Annotated in this window: 15 protein-coding genes; 8 read left to right on the top strand and 7 right to left on the bottom strand. The window is 33.2% G+C overall.

What is annotated here, in order from left to right; all coding sequences use genetic code 11:
* Positions 1-16: 16 nt before the first annotated feature.
* The 4 genes from ACWNT5_RS11410 to ACWNT5_RS11395 form a co-directional block, all read right to left on the bottom strand.
* Positions 17-388, bottom strand: a complete 372-nt coding sequence (locus tag ACWNT5_RS11410; RefSeq protein ID WP_299600124.1) for a SpoIIAA family protein — start codon at positions 386-388, stop codon at positions 17-19.
* Between the two features lie 110 nt (positions 389-498).
* Complete coding sequence (locus ACWNT5_RS11405) at positions 499-885, bottom strand: hypothetical protein (RefSeq protein ID WP_456517386.1); 387 nt, start codon at positions 883-885, stop codon at positions 499-501.
* A gap of 132 nt (positions 886-1017) precedes the next feature.
* Complete coding sequence (locus ACWNT5_RS11400; RefSeq protein ID WP_299600128.1) at positions 1018-1392, bottom strand: hypothetical protein; 375 nt, start codon at positions 1390-1392, stop codon at positions 1018-1020.
* A gap of 244 nt (positions 1393-1636) precedes the next feature.
* Positions 1637-4192 carry an ATP-dependent Clp protease ATP-binding subunit gene (locus ACWNT5_RS11395; RefSeq protein WP_456517385.1) on the bottom strand — a complete coding sequence of 852 codons (2556 nt, stop codon included), beginning with the start codon at positions 4190-4192 and terminating at the stop codon, positions 1637-1639.
* Positions 4193-4576: 384 nt separating this feature from the next.
* On the opposite strand from ACWNT5_RS11395, the gene gyrA reads away from it, so the two are divergent.
* The gene (gene gyrA, locus ACWNT5_RS11390) at positions 4577-7123 is read left to right on the top strand and encodes a DNA gyrase subunit A (protein ID WP_299600132.1); all 2547 of its coding nucleotides are present in this window, start codon (positions 4577-4579) and stop codon (positions 7121-7123) included.
* A gap of 26 nt (positions 7124-7149) precedes the next feature.
* Positions 7150-8424, top strand: a complete 1275-nt coding sequence (locus ACWNT5_RS11385) for a tetratricopeptide repeat protein (protein WP_299600135.1) — start codon at positions 7150-7152, stop codon at positions 8422-8424.
* A 61-nt stretch (positions 8425-8485) separates the two neighbouring features.
* Here the strand turns inward: ACWNT5_RS11385 and ACWNT5_RS11380 are convergent, their stop codons facing one another.
* The 3 genes from ACWNT5_RS11380 to ACWNT5_RS11370 form a co-directional block, all read right to left on the bottom strand.
* Positions 8486-8896, bottom strand: a complete 411-nt coding sequence (locus ACWNT5_RS11380) for a glyoxalase (RefSeq protein WP_299600138.1) — start codon at positions 8894-8896, stop codon at positions 8486-8488.
* A gap of 143 nt (positions 8897-9039) precedes the next feature.
* Complete coding sequence (locus ACWNT5_RS11375; protein WP_456517384.1) at positions 9040-12108, bottom strand: WD40/YVTN/BNR-like repeat-containing protein; 3069 nt, start codon at positions 12106-12108, stop codon at positions 9040-9042.
* A 74-nt stretch (positions 12109-12182) separates the two neighbouring features.
* Positions 12183-12920 carry a LolA-like protein gene (locus ACWNT5_RS11370; protein ID WP_299600144.1) on the bottom strand — a complete coding sequence of 246 codons (738 nt, stop codon included), beginning with the start codon at positions 12918-12920 and terminating at the stop codon, positions 12183-12185.
* A gap of 90 nt (positions 12921-13010) precedes the next feature.
* Here ACWNT5_RS11370 and ACWNT5_RS11365 point away from each other — a divergent pair, with 90 nt between their 5' ends.
* The 6 genes from ACWNT5_RS11365 to ACWNT5_RS11340 all read left to right on the top strand — a co-directional run bounded on the left by ACWNT5_RS11365 (position 13011) and on the right by ACWNT5_RS11340 (position 20275).
* Positions 13011-13901 (top strand): DUF72 domain-containing protein, encoded by an 891-nt coding sequence (locus ACWNT5_RS11365; RefSeq protein WP_456517383.1) that lies wholly within the window; start codon positions 13011-13013, stop codon positions 13899-13901.
* Between the two features lie 203 nt (positions 13902-14104).
* Positions 14105-14500, top strand: a complete 396-nt coding sequence (locus ACWNT5_RS11360; RefSeq protein WP_456517382.1) for a hypothetical protein — start codon at positions 14105-14107, stop codon at positions 14498-14500.
* An 82-nt stretch (positions 14501-14582) separates the two neighbouring features.
* Positions 14583-15692, top strand: coding sequence for a DEAD/DEAH box helicase (locus ACWNT5_RS11355; RefSeq protein WP_456517381.1), 1110 nt, complete (start codon positions 14583-14585; stop codon positions 15690-15692).
* 220 nt (positions 15693-15912) lie between these two features.
* Positions 15913-18390, top strand: coding sequence for an ATP-dependent Clp protease ATP-binding subunit (locus ACWNT5_RS11350; RefSeq protein WP_299600156.1), 2478 nt, complete (start codon positions 15913-15915; stop codon positions 18388-18390).
* 61 nt (positions 18391-18451) lie between these two features.
* Positions 18452-18901, top strand: a complete 450-nt coding sequence (locus ACWNT5_RS11345; RefSeq protein WP_299600158.1) for a hypothetical protein — start codon at positions 18452-18454, stop codon at positions 18899-18901.
* Positions 18902-18922: 21 nt separating this feature from the next.
* Entirely contained in the window at positions 18923-20275 is a 1353-nt protein-coding gene (locus ACWNT5_RS11340; protein ID WP_299600160.1) for a DUF5458 family protein, read from the top strand.
* Positions 20276-20319 lie beyond the last annotated feature (44 nt).

The raw sequence follows: 20319 nt of genomic DNA, 5'->3' as shown, positions 1-20319 counted from the left end.
GAATTATTTTATTAATTCATAAACTATTTAATATTTTGTTTTTCCATTTCAAAGCTTCTTTTAGGTTATTGAAGTATGCTATTTCTTTATTAAAAAATTTACTTTCCAGTTCTGTTAGTTTTTTTTGTCTATGGTTTTTTGACACGATTGCAATACCTTTTAAGGTGTCAATTTTTGTAGTTTCATGATAGACAGTAGGGTCTACTGCATAATTGTTTATCCTGTTAGAAATGTAAATAAATGGTTTGTTGTTAAAATATTTTATAACAAATTCTAATAGTAGATTGTTGTGTTCAGGCATGACCAAAAAGCCTTCTGAAATTGTGTTTTTAAGATAATCTTGGTGTATTTCTACTTTAGCGAAACCTAAATCATAGTATTTTGTCATATTTCATTTCAAAACTATTATTTAAGTATGGTTAATTTAGTATAATTTACAACAAAACTATTACTTATGAAAATTTGAAATTTTCTTTGTTTTGAGATTTAGGGGAATTTTCAAACTAATGAATTGGAGTAATCTTGTAGTAATTCATCCTTCCATATTAAAGCTGATTCCATATCATCAAACCTTTTTAATTCTTTACTAAAAAAAGCTTGCTCAAGTTTGATTTGTTTTTCTTGTAAAGGATCTTTAGATACCACAGCAAATCCCAATAAGTTGCAGATCTTTGTAGTTTCTAAATATATGGTAGGATCTACAGCATAAGAATTAATACGATGAGTAATATATAAAAATGGTTTGTTTTTGAAATGCTTTTCTACCATTTCTAGTAAAACATTGTTGTGTTTTGGGGTTATGGTTATTCCTTCATTTATAATAGATTTGATATAATCATCATAAATTTCGATAAGCCCAAAATTTAGTTGATAAGTGGCAATCATTAGGGGTATTTTAGGTGGAGCAAATATATAGTTTAGGATTTAAAAACTATAGTTTTTTAAATAAAATTTTGGGATTTTTCCCTTATTTGTATTCTTTGTTTATGAGTCACTTTTACGGTAGTTTCAAATGCCTTAATCTTGTCTTTTAAGAAGTTCCTCTTTCCAGATTAATGCAGATTCCATATCATGAAAGTGTTTAAGTTCTTTATTAAAGAATGTTTTTTCTATTTGCGTTTGATTTATTTGAAGAGGGCTATCGGAGACTACAGCAAGGCCAACTAATGTTTTAATTTTTGCTGTTTCAAAATATACGGTCGGATTGATAGCGTAGGAGTGTATTCTATGAGAAATATATACAAAAGGTTTGTTTTTGAAATGATTTTCGACCATTTCTAAAAGTGTATTATTGTCTTCAGGGGATACTGTGATTCCTTCGTTGATGACTACTCTCATGTAGTTATCATATATCTCTGCCAGACCAAAATCTGTTTTATAAAAGGTAATCATTAGTTTTTGTTTGTTTCAAGTAAAGATATGTTTTTAAAGTATGAAAAAGTAAGTTTTTTCCGTAATTCGAAGAGTATTCTTAAATTTTAAGAAGTGTTTAGGTTGCTAGAAATGCTAGCCTGAAGTGAATTGTAAGTTTTGGCGATGATCAACCAAGAAAAAAGACCTCTTGATTAAAAGAGGTCTTTTTATTAGTATAATTTATACTATTTTAATTCTTTCCTTTTTATAGATCGAAATGGTTTTAAGATTCGGTAGATTCTTCGGTTTTATCGATTCTTATGGTTAATTCATTAGAATCATCGTCCAAATCCATAAAGATACTATCTCCTTCCTGTAGTTGTGCATTGATAATTTCTTCAGCCAATGCATCTTCAATGTATTTTTGGATAGCTCTTTTTAATGGTCTCGCACCATATTGCTTATCAAAACCTTTTTCGGTGATATAATCCTTAGCTTTTTCGCTTAGAGATAAATCATATCCTAATCCTTTAATTCTTCCATATAGTTTCTGTAATTCTATATCGATGATTTTATGGATATCTTCTCTTTCAAGAGCATTGAATACGATTACATCGTCAACTCTATTTAAGAATTCTGGTGCAAAAGCTTTTTTCAAAGCATTTTCAATAACTCCTTTAGCATAACTATCAGATTGCGTTTTCTTAGCTGTAGTTCCAAAACCAACACCTTGTCCAAAATCTTTAAGTTTACGAGCTCCGATATTTGAGGTCATGATAATGATCGCATTTCTAAAATCAATTTTGCGTCCAAGACTATCAGTTAAATATCCATCATCAAGAACTTGCAACATCATATTGAAAACATCAGGATGAGCTTTCTCGATTTCATCAAGTAATACAACTGCATAAGGTTTTCTTCTCACTTTTTCTGTAAGTTGTCCACCTTCTTCGTATCCTACATATCCTGGAGGAGCACCAATAAGCCTGGAAACGGCGAATTTCTCCATGTATTCACTCATGTCTATTCTGATTAGTGTGTCTTCACTATCAAAAAGCTCTTTGGCTAATACTTTTGCTAATTGTGTTTTTCCTACTCCTGTTTGGCCTAAGAAAATAAATGAACCTATTGGTTTGTTAGGGTCTTTTAAGCCAGCACGATTACGCTGGATAGCTTTTACAACTTTAGAAACTGCTTCGTCTTGACCAATTACTTTACCTTTTATTAGATTTGGTAATTCAGCAAGTTTGTTGCTTTCGGTTTGCGCTATTCTATTTACAGGAATTCCGGTCATCATAGAAACTACATCTGCTACATTTTCTTCATCTACAGTTTCTTTATGAAGTTTGGAGTCTTTTTCCCATTGCTCCTGCGCTTGTGCTAATTCTTTTTCGAGATTTTTTTCATCATCCCTTAGCTTAGCAGCTTCTTCATATTTTTGTTTTTTGACAACGCTATTCTTAAGCTCTCTAACCTCTTCCAGCTTTTTTTCTAGATCTAATATCTTTTTAGGAACATCGATATTAGTAATATGAACTCGAGAACCAGCCTCATCTAAAGCATCAATTGCTTTGTCTGGTAGGAAGCGATCAGTCATATATCTATTCGTAAGTTTTACACAAGCTTCAATAGCACTGTCCGTATAACTTACATTATGATGCTCTTCATATTTTTCCTTAATGTTATTAAGTATTTCTATGGTTTCCTCGATGTTAGTAGGTTCAACTATAACTTTTTGGAAACGTCTTTCTAAGGCACCATCTTTTTCGATGTATTGTCTATATTCATCTAAGGTTGTTGCACCGATACATTGTATTTCTCCTCTAGCTAGAGCAGGTTTGAACATATTGGACGCGTCAAGGCTTCCAGTAGCGCCTCCTGCACCAACGATCGTATGAATTTCATCTATGAAAAGAATAATATCATCATTCTTCTCTAATTCATTCATAACAGCTTTCATACGTTCTTCAAACTGTCCTCTATACTTGGTACCAGCTACTAAACTGGCTAAATCTAGAGTAACAACACGCTTATCGAAAAGGATTCGAGAAACTTTTCTCTTAACTATTCGTAGCGCCAGTCCCTCAGCTATAGCTGATTTTCCAACACCAGGTTCTCCAATAAGAAGAGGGTTGTTTTTCTTTCTTCTACTGAGTATTTGAGAAACTCTTTCAATTTCCTTCGTTCTACCAACAACAGGATCTAATTTTCCTTCTTCTGCCATAGCAGTAAGGTCTCTTCCAAAATTATCTAATACAGGTGTCTTAGATTTTTTATTGGTTTTAGCACCACCAGTTGGTGAATTAAAAGGATTTTCTTTTGAAGCATCTCCCGCCATATCATCATCATCAGAAAATGATTCAGCTTTTGGACCTTCTGTGTATTCGTCTTCGTTAGCAATCATAAATTTAAATTGATCTTTAACATTATCATAATCTACTTTAAGTTTGTTAAGTAACTTAGTAGTAGGGTCGTTTTCGTTTCTTAATATACATAATAACAAGTGAGCGGTATTAATCGACGAGCTTTGGAATAACTTTGCTTCCAAAAAAGTTGTTTTTAAAGCTCTTTCAGCTTGTCTTGTTAGATGTAAGTTCTTTTTTTCGTTAGTAGCAATTGCTACATTGGGGTTTGCGGGGCTTAGAATTTCAACTTTTCTTCTCAAATTCGTTAAATCTATATCTAACGCATCAAGTATACTAATTGCTTTTCCACTTCCATCTCGCAACAGTCCTAACATAAGATGTTCCGTACCAATAAAGTCGTGCCCTAATCTTAAGGCTTCTTCTTTACTGTAAGCGATAACATCTTTAACTCTTGGTGAAAAATTATCATCCATATAATTAGCTTCTTTCTTTTTCTCTGTGTTCTTTATTACTAAATATAGTAATTTTTAAAATTACTTTGTCAAAAACTATTCCTTTTAACCATACTTTACAAATAAGCTGACATAATATCCAACTTGTGTCATACTTTTTTCAAAAAAAGATATTTAAATATGTCAAGTTTTAGAAAATGACAAAAAAACTTTTTTGTTTTCCGAGTAAATAGACGAAAAAAGGATTAATAATCAAAATGTATATATATTGACTTATTAACCATTTGGGTTGTTTAAGTTGTTAATAAATTACGTATATTACAAAGACTATATGCTGTTAAAACCGTCTTAATTTACTTAAATTAGCGCGTTTAATAAAATCAATTTTAGAATAAAATAATTTTTATGGCAGAAGGAGAAAAGCTAATACCTATCAACATAGAAGATGAGATGAAGTCTGCTTACATTGATTATTCAATGTCTGTGATCGTATCACGAGCACTTCCGGATGTTAGAGATGGACTCAAGCCTGTACACAGGAGAGTTCTCTACGGTATGTATGAGTTAGGTGTAAGAGCAAATAGTGCTCATAAAAAGTCAGCCAGAATAGTAGGGGAAGTACTAGGTAAATATCACCCACACGGTGATACTTCGGTATATGACACAATGGTTCGTATGGCTCAGGAATGGAGTTTACGATACATGTTAGTAGATGGTCAAGGTAACTTTGGATCCGTCGATGGAGATAGCCCAGCAGCAATGCGATATACAGAGGCTAGGATGCGAAAGATTTCTGAAGATATGCTTGCAGATATCGAAAAGGAAACAGTAGATCATACGTTCAACTTCGATGATACTTTGCAAGAACCAACTGTATTACCAAGTAGAGTTCCTGGATTATTAATTAACGGGGCTTCGGGTATTGCAGTAGGTATGGCAACTAATATGCCTCCTCATAACCTAAGCGAGGTTGTAGACGGAACAATCGCTTATATCGATAATAACGATATTGAGATTGATGAACTCATACAACATATAAAAGCACCAGATTTTCCTACCGGTGGAATTATATATGGTTATGATGGAGTAAGAGAGGCTTTTAAAACTGGTAGAGGTAGAATCGTAATGCGAGCCAAAGCAAGTTTTGAAGAGGTAAATGGAAGAGAATGTATTATCGTGTCTGAAATACCTTATCAGGTAAATAAAGCAGACATGATTAAGAAAACGGCAGACCTTATCAACGATAAAAAAATTGATGGAATTTCCTCTATTAGAGATGAATCTGATAGAAAAGGTATGCGAATTGTATACATCCTTAAAAGAGATGCGATTCCTAATATTGTATTGAATCTTCTATATAAATATACTGCCTTACAATCTTCATTTAGTGTAAATAATATTGCACTAGTTCAAGGAAGACCTCAGTTATTGAATGTAAAAGATATGATTCATTATTTCGTAGAACACAGACACGATGTGGTTGTGCGAAGAACAAAATATGAATTAAGAAAGGCAGAAGAGAGAGCTCATATACTGGAAGGATTAATAATTGCTTCAGATAATATCGATGAGGTAATTAAATTAATTAGGGCATCTTCAAATGCAGACGAAGCGAGAGAGAAGTTGATTAAACGATTCAAGCTTACTGAAATTCAGGCTAAAGCGATTGTTGAAATGCGTTTACGTCAACTGACAGGATTAGAGCAAGACAAGCTGCGCGCAGAGTATGAAGAATTAATGAAGACTATCGAAGATCTTAAAGATATTCTTGATAAGAAAGAACGTCGAATGGATATCATCAAAGAAGAGCTTCTCGAAGTGAAAGAAAAGTATGGTGATGATCGTCGTTCTCAAATAGAATACGCTGGAGGAGATCTTAGTATTGAAGATATGATTCCTAATGAGAAAGTGGTAATTACGATTTCTCATGCAGGATATATAAAAAGAACGTCTCTTACTGAATATAAGAAACAAAATAGAGGAGGAGTAGGTCAAAAAGGTAGTACTACGCGTAATGAAGATTTCTTAGAGCATCTTTTTGTTGGTACGAATCACCAGTATATGTTATTCTTTACTCAAAAAGGAAAATGTTTCTGGATGCGTGTTTACGAAATACCAGAAGGAAGTAAAACTTCTAAAGGTAGAGCTATCCAAAATCTTATCAATATTGAAAATGATGATAAGGTTAAAGCCTTTATTTGTACTCAGGATCTTAAAGATGAGGAGTATATTAATTCCCATTATGTCATCATGGCTACTAAAAAAGGTCAAGTTAAAAAGACCTTGTTAGAGCAATATTCTAGGCCAAGAACTAATGGTATTAATGCAATTACCATTAAGGACGATGACGAATTACTTGAAGCGAAATTAACAAATGGTAAAAGCCAGGTAATGCTTGCTGTAAAATCTGGTAAAGCTATACGTTTCGAAGAAGAGAAAACTAGACCTATGGGTAGAGGTGCTTCTGGAGTTAGAGGAATTCGCTTGGCGGATGATAATGACGAAGTAATTGGTATGGTAGCTGTAAATGATATGGAAAGTAATATTCTTGTTGTTTCTGAAAACGGTTACGGAAAGCGTTCTAGTTTAGAAGATTATAGAATTACGAATAGAGGAGGAAAAGGGGTTAAAACAATATCCGTTACTGATAAAACTGGAAAACTAGTTGCTATTAAAAATGTAACAGACGCTGACGACCTTATGATTATCAATAAATCAGGAATTGCTATAAGACTTTCTGTAGAAGATCTGAGAGTTATGGGAAGAGCTACTCAAGGGGTTCGATTAATAAATCTGAAGGGGAAAGATTCTATTGCTGCAGTAGCAAAAGTTATGCAAGAAGAAGAGGATGTTGATAATATAGATGAGAATATTGAAGAAATTGATATATCTTTGCAAAATGGAAATGATGCCAATGATGGCACAGCAATTGATGAAACAAAAGAAGAATAACAAAGAATCCCATAAAAAAACGAGTAATGAGAACTAAATTTATCTTGGCACTTTTTTTAACAGTTAGTGCACTAGGATTTTCACAAAAGAAAGCTTTAAATGCTGCAAAGAAGGCACTAAAGTCTGGTAACTTAGAAGTTGCCAATGAGGCACTTAAAGCAGCAGAAGGGCAAATAGAAACTGCAGAAGATAAGCTTAAAGCGCAATATTATTTATTAAAAGGACAAGCTACTGCAGCTTCTCCAGATAAGTCTCTAACTAAATTTGAAGAAGCAGCTAATGCTTACGCTAAAGTGGTAGAGATTGAAGAAGCTTCAGGAGGAAAGAAATTTTCAGCTCAAGCGAATACTGCATTGCAAACCTTACGCCAATCTCTAGTAGAGCAGGCAGTAGCAGACCAGAATGCAGGAGATAATTTAGCCGCTGCAGAAAAGCTATACTTAGGGTATAAGACTCAGAAAAAAGATACAGCATATCTTTACTTTGCGGCTTCTAATGCTGTAAATGGAAAGGATTATGACAATGCTTTAAAATACTATAACGAGTTAATTGAGGTTGGTTATAAAGGTATTGAGAACAAATACACAGCAGTGAATAAAGAAACTGGTGAGGTAGATCCTTTTGAATCTAAAGAGTTAAGAGATTTTTCTGTAAAAGCTGGTACACATATTAAGCCAGAAGTAACAAAGACGAAGTCGAGACAAGCAGAGATTACTAAAAACATTGCACTTATCTACATTACACAAGGTAAAGATGAGGAAGCAATAAAAGCTATGGAAGCTGCAAAGGCTCAGAATCCTAACGATCCTGCTTTAATGCAAGAAGAAGCGAACATGTTCTATAAGTTAGGTAATTTAGAAAAGTATCAGGAGTTAATGCAAGCAATTGTTGCTAATGATCCTGAAAATCCAAACCTTTTATATAACTTAGGAGTTAGTGCTTCTCGTTTAGGAGATAATGAGCAAGCAATTAAGTACTATGAAAAGGCATTGGAGATTAAGCCTGATTATAGTTCTGCGCAAATTAATATTGCTGCGATTATTTTAAGCGGAGAAACTGCATTAAATGAAGAAATGAATAGTCTTGGTGGTTCTGCAGCAGATTATAAAAGATTTGATGTTCTTAAGAAACAAAAACAAGATTTATATAGAAAAGCTGTTCCTTATTTAGAAGGAGCTCTACAATCTAAGCCTGATAATGTAGAAGCGGTTAGAACGCTAATGCAAATCTTCTACCAATTAGATGATCCTAAGGCAGAGGATATGAAAAATAAGTTAAAAGCTTTAGAGGGAGGCAACTAAATCCCTCTAGTTATTATAGATAAAAAAAGAGCGAATCAATTAGATTCGCTCTTTTTTTTTATTAATGTACCGCTAGAGGTTTTTCTAGTAACTGAAGATTACTTTGCAATCTTTCTCTAACAATATTCATCATTCTTTTATTCAATGCGGATGAATTTTTAATGTAAATCAAATATTCATCGACAGTAAATTGACCAATGATCATTCCTTTAAGGCTATTTCTGAATTTCATATCTTTTTGAACTGCATTTTCAATGTAAAGCAGTCTTTTTTCAACAGATAATTCATAAAAAGTGTTTTTTCTTTTTTTGATGTAATTTCTAAACACTTCAATTAATAATTCATTTTGTAATTTAATAATGGGCCGAATAGTCTTGTTCTGAAATTGTTCGTCTTCTGACATATTTTCAGTCACTCTGGCATTTAAAATTTGAGGCCTAATCGCCAGTAAATTTGATTCCCTGTTTTCCATAATAAAGAGCGTTTACTAAAAATACTGAATAGTTTTATCCAAAATTAAGAAGTATATGTAGAGTTTTAAACCATTTATGAACATTTATAAATAAGAAAGAGCTCCATAATGGAGCTCTCTTATAATTCGATAGACAAATGATGTTATTTGCTAATGAATTCTTTTTTAGTTTTCATTTCAACTGGCTTAATACTATTTTTTTCTAAATACTTATTGAATTTAGCCAATTGTTTGCTTTCTATTTTTTGATAGGTTGCTTTAGCATCATTTAATTTTTTTTCTAATACACCTTTATTCTCAATTTGAGATGAAGAAGGCTTTTCATACAAATTTGCAACTTCACTATATAATAGTGCGAGCTTTTCTCTTAATTGAGGTTCAGCTTCAGCAACGTAATTATCACCAGTTGTTACTACCAGAGATTCTTTAAGAGTAGTTAACTCTTTGATTAAAGCATCGGAAACTTTAGTTGATTTAGGATCATCTTTTTTAACCTTTTCAGCTTTGTTGATTGTCTGATTAATCTGATATACTATGTATGCAAGTTCTTCCATATCATTGTAAAGTTCTTTTGTAGTTTTAGCTTGAGCAGCACGATCGGTATCACTTACTTCAGAATTTGGATCATTTTTAACCGTTATAGAACTTTCATAGGAGTTTTTACCTTTTTTAAGAACTATCTTGTAAGTTCCTGCAGAAGCTCTTGGGGCAGTAAACCCCCCAGCAGTATAGGATTTACCCGCTGCTACCTTCGGAGCTTTAGTTCTGTAGTTCCAATTTACAATGTTAATTCCTTTTGATTTACCAGGTACAAGAGAAACGATTTCATTTCCTTGATTATCTTGGATAGACAAGGTCATTTTACCAAACGTGTGTCTTTTCTTTAAATAATATATAATCTGTCCAGCTGAAGATGGATTGCTTCCCACAAATTGTAGTTCTGTACTTCCACCACCAAAACCACCTTCTTCTTTTATAATACCTGGTTTTGTAGTAAAGAAATGCACATCTTTTTTAAGAACCTCCTGATTAATCTGCCTTAATGGTGAGATGTCATCAATAATAATAACACCTCTTCCATGAGTCCCTAATACTAGATCATTTGTTTTTTTCTGTAAATCTATAAAATGAACTGCAGTTGCAGGCATATTATTAGTAAATCGAGACCAATTCTTTCCCCCATCTATTGTTATAAATAATCCAAATTCGGTACCTAAATAAAGAAGATCTTCATTTTCATAGTCTTCTTGTATATTTCTTGCAAAGCCTATAATGTCATCAGTAACTAATGATTTCCAAGTCTTGCCAAAATCTGATGTTTTGTAAACATAAGGTTTCATATCGTTTTGAGCGTGACCATCAAAAACAGCATAAGCAGTTCCTTTAGCATGACTACTAGCTTCTATATGGTATACCCAGGTATTCTTTGGCACTCCTTGCAGGTTAGGAGTTGTATTGGTCCAAGTCTTTCCGCCATCTTGTGTAACTTGCACATTACCATCATCGGTTCCTACCCAGATAATTTTTTCATCCAACGGAGATTCTGCGATGGTAAATATTGTCGTATGAGTTTCTGCACCAGATTTATCGGTAGAAATACCACCTGATTCTTTATCTTGTTTAGTCGGGTCGTTAGTAGTAAGATCAGGAGAAATGATTTTCCAATTATCTCCCATATCCTCACTTATATGTAAAAATTGACTACCTATGTATAATCTATCCGGTTGGTGATCACTAATCGCGATAGGAGCATTCCAATTAAATCGCAAGTCAGCTTTTCCTTTCACTTCTAGTGGTTTTACATTTTTAGTGCTGTTTTTATCGATATCATATCTCCAAACGTTCTGAGCGCCTTGCATTTCTGAATAGATGATTTTTTTAGTTGGATGTCTTAAAACTCTAAAACCGTCTCCAACTCCAACACGTTTCCAATCACGAGCTTCTATACCACCAGGAGAAGATGAAGGCCCATACCAGGAACCATTATCTTGTAATCCTCCATAAATATTATAGGGTTCTTCATTATCAACACTGATTTGATAAAATTGTGATAGCGGTAAGTTGTCTACTATATCTAAAGTAGCACCACCATCCCAACTTCTATAAACACCCCCATCAGTTCCTACATACATTCGATCTGAATTGTTGATATCAAAAGTAATATCATGAATATCGGAATGCATATTACCAAGATTTTTAAAGGTTTTTCCTCCATCTCTGGATATAGAACCTGATAATCCACCTTTAACTACAATATCCGGATTCTTCGGGTCAACCACAATTCTAGCGAAGTAAAAAGGTCTTACTACTAGTCCAAAATCTCCATTAAGCAGCTTCCAACTAGCTCCAGCATCATCAGAACGATATAAACCCTTATCTTCTTTACTTTCTACTACAGCGTATACAATTTTTGGATTAGATGGAGCTACTGCAATAGCAAATCTTCCTAAATCTCCTTTAGGGAAACCATTATGGATTTTATTCCAAGTTTTCCCTGCGTCAGTAGATTTATAAAGAGCACTATTAGGCCCACCAGAATTAAAATTCCAGGCAGTTCTTCTAAATTCCCACATAGATGCATATAATGTATTTGGATCTTTTGGATCCATAATTACTTCATTGGCGCCAGTTCTTTCATTAACATAAAGGATTTTATTCCATGTTTTTCCTCCATCGGTTGTTTTATAAACACCTCGGTCTTCACTATCTCCCCATAACGCACCAATAACACCCACATATATTTCATTAGAGTTTTTTGGATTGATTTGAATACTACTAATTCTTTCAGAATTTTCAAGTCCCATTTTTTTCCAATTGGCACCTCCATCAGTTGTTTTGTAGATACCGTCTCCAATTGAAACACTGTTTCTCGTCCATATTTCTCCTGTTCCTACCCAAACGGTATTATCAGGATCATTGGGATCTATCGATACAACACCTATAGATTGTGCATAATCATCGAACATAGGTGCAAAACTGGCACCTCCATTAGATGATTTCCAAACTCCACCACCAGCAGTACCCGCATAGATGATTCTATCATTGGTAGGGTGGTTTTCTAAATCAATGATTCTACCACTCATAAGCGCAGGACCAATATGGCGCGCTTCTAACTTACCAAAAAGTTCTTTGCCTTTTAGAACTATATCTTGAGCTTGAATTCCAAAAGAAAATAGAATACTAAGCCCAGTAATTATAAATTTTTTATTCATAATTTTCTTGATTGATTTGTGTTTAAATGAAAAAAATCCCCAAACAAATGGGGATTGTATTCTTTTTGTATGAATTACTTTTTCTCAGGAAAAGCAAATTTAGCAGTATCAATTTCAGGATTTAACTTGATCTCCTTGAAACTCATTGTAGTAAAGTCACTTCCAACAGTGAACGGAAAGTACATTCCGTTTACTTCCTGGTAGTCACTAATAGATGTTTTAACTGTTTGACCTTTCATAGGACCCGCATTAACCTGTGTTTCCATGATAATAGGAACAAAATTTTCGGTATCAAAATAATAGTGAACAATATTTGGAGTAGATTGTCCATCTACAACGATTGGATCTTTAGTCATCTTGATTTTAAAAGTTTCTGTACCATCAATAGTCTCTTTTCCAACTAATTCTACGGTATATCCTTTTTCTTTATAGTTTACAAATGGATCGGGAAAATCTTTTGTTTGTTTTTTCATATTCTCCGTTGCTTCGTTATCACTTTTTTCAGCTTCCATCGTCATTTGATTTCTTTGCCACGAAGTAGTTCCGTCAAAAGCAGACCATATCATACGATTACCTTGTAATTCAATGGTTACCAATTGTTTTCCATCTTTTGTAGAAACTTGCTCAAATGGGATTTCCATACCTTGCATTTTCATAACGCCAACCATTTCCACTCCTTCTAATTTTTCCCAATTTTCTTTTCCACCCGTATTTTCAAGATAATTTGAAACAATTTCCTCAGCAGTTTGCGCATTTGCTGGAGCAATAATTGCAATAATTAAAGCTACGATTAGTGATTTTAAAGTATTCATTGTTAAATTTTTATTATTGTTACTGTAAAGTTAGACATTCGAAACCTATTTTTGTTACACTTATTTACAAGATATTTTAAAAAAATAATTATGAAGTTTGGTAAAGTAGAGCATCCTGAGCAAATCAATTTTATGTTACCCAAAGATCACAAGGATACCAAAACAGTTTTGGAAAAAGGAATATCCAAAGAAATTTCTATTTATGTGGGATGTGCCAAATGGAATAAACAAGATTTAAAAGGCTTCTACCCGAGAGGAACCAAAGATGAATTACAGTATTATTCAAGACAATTTAATTCCATTGAGTTGAATGCTACTTTCTATAGAATTTTTCCTGAAGATCAGTTTAAAAAATGGTATGATAAAACACCAGAGAATTTTAAATTCTTCCCTAAATTAGTTCAAAATATATCTCATCTTAAAAGGCTAAACGATGATGTACAACCTTATGTAGATCAATATTTGGCGAGTGCAATTCATTTAAAAGAAAAGTTAGGAACTATTTTTCTACAAATGCATAGTAATTTTGCACCTAAATATTTCGATAGAGTAGTGAGTTTTGTAGAGCGATGGCCGAAAGAATTACGTTTGGCTATCGAATTTAGACATACCGATTGGTTTAATGATGATTTGGTAGCAAATGAATTATATCAACTTTTAGAAGATAATAACATTGCAAACATCATTACCGATTCTGCAGGTAGAAGAGATTTACTACATATGAGACTTACAAATAAAGAGGCTTTCATTCGCTATGTAGGAGCTAATCATGAGACAGACTACGGAAGATTAGATGTTTGGGTAGAAAGACTAAAATCCTGGAAGGAACAAGGTATAGAGGATATTCATTTTTTTGTGCATCAAAATGTGGAAAAAGAATCTCCATTACTCTCTAAGTACTTTATTGAACTTTTAAATAAAGAATTGGGAAGCCAACTGACCTTACCGAATCACTCCTCTGAGGGAGCTACTTTATTCTAGTTCTTATTAAAATTACGGTTTTCACTTTCTTGTGTTGATAAAAAGTTGTAGAAAATAGTGTTAAAGTTTTAAGATTTTTTGCACTTAATCTTGTTTTTGTGTATTTTGCCGATGTTTTTAAGGATTGTTGTTAAGATTTTCCGACAAAATACTAAGGTAATGCTTTAATTTGAACTTGTATTAACGAACCAAAATCTCCCCCTATGACTAAACTATTACGCTTCACTTTATTATTTGTTTTTGTATTTACAACTAATCATATCTTTTCTCAAGAAGATCTTTTAAAAGAAAGAAATAGTACTTTTACAACTAATTCAACTGATTTAAATGAATTCGTTTTAGTGCCATTTACTAATTTTTCACAGAAAGAAGTTTTTTCCTACAAAGAGTGTAGTGGAGTACACAGTCATGGACACCATGAACATCATGAAGGTGATTTACATTCAAATAGTTTCACATTAATAGATATTATTTCTTCAGATGAAGGAGCAGACTTTAACTGTTCTGGTGGTTTCTGTATGGACGAGTCACATTTCCATAAAAGAGGACTTACGCTTAAGAAACAATTATTCGATTACTTTATGAGTATTTCTTGTTAGTATACTTTTCTTACTAAAAGGTATTTTCTCAATTTTATTGGGCAATGAATATATTCATCTATTTTTGTAGTCAAAAAATAGCATGAAGTTTTCCGAGTTAGGTGTTCCTAAAAATTTAAATAAAGGTCTAAAAGAGATGGGAATTATTATTCCCACTAAAATTCAGGAACAAGCGATACCTGTATTGATTAACGAAGATGTTGATTTTATCGGTAAGGCTCAAACAGGAACAGGGAAAACAGCAGCTTTTGGTATTCCATTATTGGCAGCAATTAATCCTAACAAAAAAGAAGTTCAAGCTCTTATTCTAGCTCCTACCAGAGAATTAGGCCAGCAAATAGCTAAGCAGTTATTTAAATTCACTAAGTATACAGAAAAAATCTATACCGAATCTGTGTATGGGGGAGAACGTATAGAAATACAGATATCTAGATTAAAAAGACCCACTCATATCATTGTAGCTACTCCTGGTAGATTAATAGATCTTATGGAGCGTAAAGCGGTTGATATTTCTAAAATTAAGACAGTCGTTTTAGACGAGGCAGACGAAATGCTTAGTATGGGCTTTAAAAAAGATCTTACAACAATTCTAAGTAAAACCAAAGGACGAAGAAATGTTTGGCTTTTTTCTGCAACTATGCCCGCCGCACTTAACGAAATTATCAATTCGTATGTAAGCAGAGATGCGATTAGAGTTTCGGTGGATAAACAAGATGCAGTAAATAAAGGTATCGATCATCACTTTGTAGTAGGAGAAGAAATAAATAAACTGGACACTTTAACGTATTTTTTGAAATCTCATAAAAAACAACGTGGTATTATTTTTACCAAAACAAAAGCCGCAGCACGAAAGCTATCAAAACAATTAATTGCAAAGAACTATGAAGTTGGTTTGTTAGAAGGTGACATGACACAAAAAGACCGAGATAAGGTAATGAGAGCTTTTAAAAAAGGTACTATGGAATTATTGGTGTCTACTGATGTGGCTGCAAGAGGAATAGATGTGGCAAATCTAGCTTTTGTAGTGCATTATCAATTGCCAGATCAAATAGAGTATTATACACACCGAAGTGGAAGAACTGCCAGAGCTGGTAAAACTGGTTTATCATTAGCATTAATAGTAAGTCAAGAAATCAAAGCTATAAGGGAACTTGAGAAAAAACTAGGGATTAGATTCACCCAAATTCGTTAAATCATCTACAAAATACCTGAAAACAGGGGGCAATACTTACCAAAAACGAGGTAAATATTTCTTATTCTATGTATTACTTTTGATTCGTATTGTAAATAATCGGTTAATTTTGAACAAAATATTAACTGGTATTACGTAAATACGGTAATTTAGAGCCAGCAATAAGATAATTTTTTGCTAATTATTAGGTTATTTATTTACTTTACGAAAAACCAACTTCATGCAAATATTAGACTACAAATTGTCATCAAAAGTTGATAACGCAATTCACATAGCGCAATCGATCGCTAAAGAATATCATAATGATGAATATAATGCTGCTCATTTATTAAAAGCACTTTTACATAAAGATGTAGGTTTAAAAGATTTTTTTAATCAAATCGATGGTGATATTTATTATTATGAAGAATGGTCAGAGGTTAGGATAGAAGCACTTCCAAGAGTAGTAAATGTGCCCGATACAATACAGGGCGATAAATCGATAGAAGCTGTTTTTAATGAAGCGGATACATTAAAGCTTAAGTTAGGAACTGATGAGATAACTCCACATGCAGTTTTGATCGCTTTATGTACTCCAGGAGTAGGGTTCTCATATGAGCAATTAAAAACTTTACCATTGAAAGCAGATGAAGTATTGATCGCTGCAAGTCAAGGTAAATCTACTTCAGGAAATAAGGTTGTTAAAAATGGATTAGAAAGTTCTGGTGGGAAAAAAGTTGACGCTGGAATATTAGATGAATATTGTATTGATAAAACTTTTGCTGCTAAAAATAAACAATTAGACGATGTATTTGGGAGAGATGCAGAAGTGAAAATGATTACTGAAATCCTTGGAAGACATTCAAAACCGAATGTATTAATTACGGGAGAACCAGGAGTTGGTAAGACCGTTCTTTTAGATGGTTTTTCGGAAGCTGTTATTAATGGTAATGTTCCAGAAGGATTAAAAGAGGCTCAGATATACGAATTGGATTTTATAAATCTAGTTTCTGGTGCTAGTTATAAAAGTGAAGTAGAAGATCGATTTAAAAAGATTTTAGCAGCACTGAAGGAGTTTGATAAGCCAGTTTTATTAATTGATGAACTCAATAATTTAACAGATAAAAATAGCGGTAATCAAGGTTTAGTAAATATATTGAAATCTGAATTGGCTAAAGGAGAAGTTACCTTTATTGCCACAGCAACAAATGATGCTTTTAGAAAGCATATAGAAACGGATGAAGGACTCGCCAGAAGATTTGAAATTGTAGCGTTAGATGAACCTTCAGAGCAGGATGCATTAACTATGATTTCTAATACAATTGACAAATATAAAAAGCATCATGGGTTAGATATTATTGACGAGACGATTGCGGAAGCTATTAGACTTTCTAAAAGATTTAATAAAGATAGAAGTTTACCTGATGCTGCAATAGATCTTATTGATAGGACTATGTCTGCCTCAAGATATATGATAGAGACTACAGCAAATAATGTAGAATCTTTATTAAAGGAAGTTAAGGAGATAGGAGAGAACAAGACAGAAGAATCCGACAAGGTGAATTCTATAAGTTGGATGTATAATAATCTCAAAAGTAAGTTCAGTTATCTTTTGTTTACCGAATTAGGAGAGGAAGAGATGATACTAGGCGAAGAAACTTTTGAGAATTACAAAACTAAAGTAGTTTCTATTTTGGATCGCTTTTTTAAGAAAGCTTCCGAAGAAAAAACCTTTATAGATAAGAATGATGTTTCTGCTACTATTGCTAATAAAACAGGTATTCCAGTAGGGAAACTTCAGGCAGATGAAAAGGAACGTTTATTGAATATGGAAGATCACCTGAAAAAAAGGGTGATTGGACAAGATCATGCTATTAAAACAATTTCTGAAGCTGTACTGGAATCAAGATCAGGTTTAAGCAAACCAGGACTTCCTATAGGCTCTTTCTTTTTTACAGGACCAACAGGTACTGGTAAGACGGAATTAGCCAAATCCCTAGCGGAGTTCTTATTTCAGACAGAGGATGCTATTATTAGATTCGATATGTCAGAATTTAAAGAAGAACATTCTGCAGCACTGTTATATGGAGCACCTCCAGGATATGTTGGATACGAAGAAGGAGGTTTATTAGTAAATAAGATCAGACAAAAACCATATTCGATAGTATTGTTTGATGAGATAGAAAAAGCACATCCTTCTGTATTTGATATTTTTCTTCAGATTTTGGATGAAGGTAAGTTAAATGACAGGCTAGGTAAAACTGGAGATTTTTCTAATGCTGTGATCCTTTTTACTTCTAATATAGGAAGTGAACATGTGGTGAAATCTTTCACGGATGGAGAAATTCCTGCATCTTCTGATTTATTAGAAATCATGTCGAGACATTTTAGACCTGAATTTTTGGGAAGGTTGACTGAAATAGTGCCTTTTGCTCCTATTACTAAGGAGAATGTCGTGAAGATCTTCAATATTCAATTAAAGGATCTGCACAAAGCATTGAATAAGCAAGAAGTTACTTTGGAGCTTACAGAAGCAGCTCAGGAATTTTTAGCATATAAGGGATTTACCCCCAAATATGGAGCAAGACCATTGCGTGGGGTGATTAGAAATGACTTAAGAGGTCCTTTATCTAAAATGTTGATTACAGGAAAGATAGGTAAAGGAAGTAACGTTAAGTTAGATATAAAAGATGAAAAAATGCAGTGGACATACGAATAAAAATCGTATCCTGCGATAAAATTAGTATATTTATAATTCACAATCATTATTCAGAGAAAGTATGAGCAATAACACATATGGATTAGGAGGAACAGAGGTAAAAACAGATGCCAGTGAAGCGATATTGGAAATCGGACAGAATAAAACACTTCTTGTTCAGAAATTAACTCAGGATCAACCAATAAAACCACAAATAGTAAGTGGATTAACTTCTATAGATCACGTATTTGAAAATTATAAACCTGAAGTAGAGGTGGAGTTTGAAGATGCTGATGGTGTTGAAAGTAAAGAAATGCTGAAATTCAATAATTTAGGAGATTTTGGTAAAAAAGGAATAACCAATCAAAGTAAATTTCTTAATGACTTAGATACAGAAAAAGATCAGTATCTAAAGGTTGTAAAACAACTAAAATCAAATAAGATCTTAAAAACAGCGTTGGCAGATCCAGATGCAAAAGCAGCGTTAATTAGATCGATACAATCATTATTAGCAGAGTTACAACAAGATTAAAAAGGATAAACAAATCATTTTATGGCAGCAGGAAAACAAGCTCAAGAGAGTGTTAAAATAGAAAATCCAGCAAAGGAATTAAAAATAAATGAAGAGAAATTAGCTAGATATGGTGGTTTTGATCTTTTAGAGTCATGTATAGATGACGTTCAAAATATGAACCCAGATCGTAAGGCACGTAAAAAGATTTTTCTTACTGAGTCTACAAAAAAATTAGAAAGAGCCAAATTAGAAAAAACCTTAGAAATTTGGAGAGATGTTCTTTCTTCTTCGGATGATTTATCAGAAATGGTAGAAGAATCAGAAAAGCGTTCTGAAATTGCTGGTAAATCTTTAGAAAGAAATTTAGGAGCTGCTTTAGAGCAGACAAGAGATTTAGAACAATCGTACAGATCAGTTGCTCTATTCTTTAAGAATACAGAATCACAGAAAGTAAAAAATATCAATATTATGAATGCTGAGCTTGAGCAGCTGAAAGATCTGGATAATACTAGATTTATTGATGCAGTTCAGGAAGAGCTAGTACAAGGATATGACCGTTTAGATCTTAGAGATAACTATGGTATTCTTGTGATACCTGGTTATTTAGGTTCTAATAAGGTTGTAGAGAAATGGGCTAAAATTGCTCATGAGAATAAGGTAATGATGATTACAGATTTTGAGCATCTTGATGAACCAGATGATGTAATGGAAATGTTTGAAGCTGCGAATCTTACAGGTGGAGATAAATACAGATCTAATGTAATGATGACCTGTAACTGGTTAGTAGGACGCGGAAAGCACGATGAGGTAGGAGAGGAAGATGATCTTTTTGTTCCGCCATCTAGTGCATTAGCAGGTCAAGTATATAGAACATTAATGTCTCAGGTAGCTGCTGGTAAGAAACATGGTGGAATTAATGAAGTAGATGGTGTTCGTTTTGATCTTAAGAAGAGTGAGATTGCACAGTTAGAAAAGCTTGGATTAGTGCCTATGGTAAATGAGTATGGAAAAGTAATGGCTTTTTCTGCTAAAACTTTATTTAATGGAGATAATCTAGGATTACAAACATATTCTGTAGTTAGGGTGTTTGATTATGTGACCAAAGTTTTAATGGACTTCTTAAACAGAAGAGCTTTTGAAAACTTTAATGCTAGAACTCGTAAAGAACTTATGGGACAAATAGTGAAGTTTTTGGATGGTATTACTGGTCCAGACAAGTTAATTGAAGACTTTTCTATTAAGCGTTTCGAACAAGATCCGAATCAGAAAGATAGAGTATATCTGGATATTCATATGAAACCTTATTTCCCAGCTAAGAACTTTATGATCAAAATGGATGGTCAAAAAGGTGATGATGGAACGGAATGGGATGCTGATTATGAGCAGCAGTAAATAGAAAATACTACTAAATCATATTTCTTAAAAAGCGAATGTTA

Source organism: Aquimarina sp. 433 (assembly GCF_054054605.1).
This window is presented reverse-complemented; position numbering and strand designations above follow the sequence as displayed.

Coding starts and splice junctions, on each gene's coding strand:
- ACWNT5_RS11410 (WP_299600124.1), bottom strand. CDS start 388: ATGACAAAATACTATGATTTAGGTTTCGCTAAAGTAGAAATACACCAA.
- ACWNT5_RS11405 (WP_456517386.1), bottom strand. CDS start 885: ATGATTGCCACTTATCAACTAAATTTTGGGCTTATCGAAATTTATGAT.
- ACWNT5_RS11400 (WP_299600128.1), bottom strand. CDS start 1,392: ATGATTACCTTTTATAAAACAGATTTTGGTCTGGCAGAGATATATGAT.
- ACWNT5_RS11395 (WP_456517385.1), bottom strand. CDS start 4,192: ATGGATGATAATTTTTCACCAAGAGTTAAAGATGTTATCGCTTACAGT.
- gyrA (WP_299600132.1), top strand. CDS start 4,577: ATGGCAGAAGGAGAAAAGCTAATACCTATCAACATAGAAGATGAGATG.
- ACWNT5_RS11385 (WP_299600135.1), top strand. CDS start 7,150: ATGAGAACTAAATTTATCTTGGCACTTTTTTTAACAGTTAGTGCACTA.
- ACWNT5_RS11380 (WP_299600138.1), bottom strand. CDS start 8,896: ATGGAAAACAGGGAATCAAATTTACTGGCGATTAGGCCTCAAATTTTA.
- ACWNT5_RS11375 (WP_456517384.1), bottom strand. CDS start 12,108: ATGAATAAAAAATTTATAATTACTGGGCTTAGTATTCTATTTTCTTTT.
- ACWNT5_RS11370 (WP_299600144.1), bottom strand. CDS start 12,920: ATGAATACTTTAAAATCACTAATCGTAGCTTTAATTATTGCAATTATT.
- ACWNT5_RS11365 (WP_456517383.1), top strand. CDS start 13,011: ATGAAGTTTGGTAAAGTAGAGCATCCTGAGCAAATCAATTTTATGTTA.
- ACWNT5_RS11360 (WP_456517382.1), top strand. CDS start 14,105: ATGACTAAACTATTACGCTTCACTTTATTATTTGTTTTTGTATTTACA.
- ACWNT5_RS11355 (WP_456517381.1), top strand. CDS start 14,583: ATGAAGTTTTCCGAGTTAGGTGTTCCTAAAAATTTAAATAAAGGTCTA.
- ACWNT5_RS11350 (WP_299600156.1), top strand. CDS start 15,913: ATGCAAATATTAGACTACAAATTGTCATCAAAAGTTGATAACGCAATT.
- ACWNT5_RS11345 (WP_299600158.1), top strand. CDS start 18,452: ATGAGCAATAACACATATGGATTAGGAGGAACAGAGGTAAAAACAGAT.
- ACWNT5_RS11340 (WP_299600160.1), top strand. CDS start 18,923: ATGGCAGCAGGAAAACAAGCTCAAGAGAGTGTTAAAATAGAAAATCCA.